The 1294-nt window shown below is 37.6% G+C and carries 1 protein-coding gene; it reads right to left on the bottom strand.

What is annotated here, in order from left to right; genetic code table 11:
- Nucleotides 1–1170: ISL3 family transposase (locus QM843_RS09880; RefSeq protein ID WP_414304851.1), on the bottom strand; the 1170-nt coding region annotated here is incomplete at its 3' end.
- Nucleotides 1171–1294 lie beyond the last annotated feature (124 nt).

Genomic DNA, 1294 nt, shown 5'->3' with positions numbered 1-1294 from the left:
AAATCCAAAGGCATTGCGCTTGATAAGTTTGATAAGATTATTGGTGGCTTCCAGTTTGGCGTTGGAATAGGGTAGTTGAAGGGCGTTGGCAATTTTCTCTTTATCCTTGAGGAAGGTTTTAAAGACAGTCTGAAAAAGAGGATGAACCTGCTTTAGATTGTCCTCAATGAGCCCGAAAAATTTATCCGGTTCCTTATTCTGAAAGTGAAAAAGCAAGAGTTGATAGAGATGGTAGTGGTGTTTCAAGTCTTCTGAATAGCTCAAAAGCTTGTCTAGAATTTCTTTATTCGTCAAGTGCATGCGAAAAGTAGGGCGATAAAAACGTTTATAGCTGAGTTTCCGACTATCTTGTTGGATGAGTTTCCAGTAACGCTTGATAGCCTTGTATTCATGGGATTTTCGATGAAACTGATTCATGATTTGGACACGCATACGACTCATAGCACGGCTCATGTGTTGGACAATATGGAAACGATCCAACACGATTTTAGCGTTTGGAAAAAGCTGTTTAGCCAAGTCATAGTAAGGGCTAAACATATCCATAGTAATGATTTTCACTCGACATCGGACGACTCTATCATATTTAAGAAAGTAATTTCGAATAATAGCTTGTGTTCTTCCCTCGAGAACAGTGATGATATTGAGCTTTTCAAAATCTTGTGCAATGAAACTCATTTTTCCCTTTGTAAAGGAGTACTCATCCCAAGACATAATCTCAGGCAGACGAGAAAAATCATGCTTAAAACGGAAGTCATTGAGCTTGCGAATGACAGTTGAAGTTGAGATGGCTAGCTGATGGGCAATATCGGTCATAGAAGTTTTTTCAATCAGCTTCTGAGCAATTTTTTGGTTGATGATACGAGGAATTTGATGATTTTTCTTTACTAGAGGAGTCTCAGCAACCATCATTTTTGAACACTGATAGCACTTAAAACGACGTTTTCTAAGTAGAATTCTAGTAGCCATACCAGTCGTTTCTAGGTAAGGGATCTTAGACGGTTTTTGAAAGTCATATTTCTTCATTTGATGTCCACAATCAGGACAAGATGGGGCATTGTAATCCAGTTTAGCGATGATTTCTTTGTGGGTATCCCTATTGATGATGTCTAGAATCTGGATATTAGGGTCTTTAATATCGAGTAGTTTTGTGATAAAATGTAATTGTTCCATATGAATCTTTCTAATGAGTTGTTTAGTCGCTTTTCATTATAGGTCATATGGGACTTTTTTTCTACAACAAAATAGGCTCCATAAGATCCATAGGGGATTTACCCACTACAAATATTATAGAGCC

The sequence above is a fragment of the Streptococcus mitis genome, from assembly GCF_047463435.1.
Classification (GTDB): domain Bacteria; phylum Bacillota; class Bacilli; order Lactobacillales; family Streptococcaceae; genus Streptococcus; species Streptococcus mitis_DS.
The sequence above is the reverse complement of the archived record's forward strand: the minus strand, read 5'-3'. Positions and strand labels throughout refer to the sequence as shown.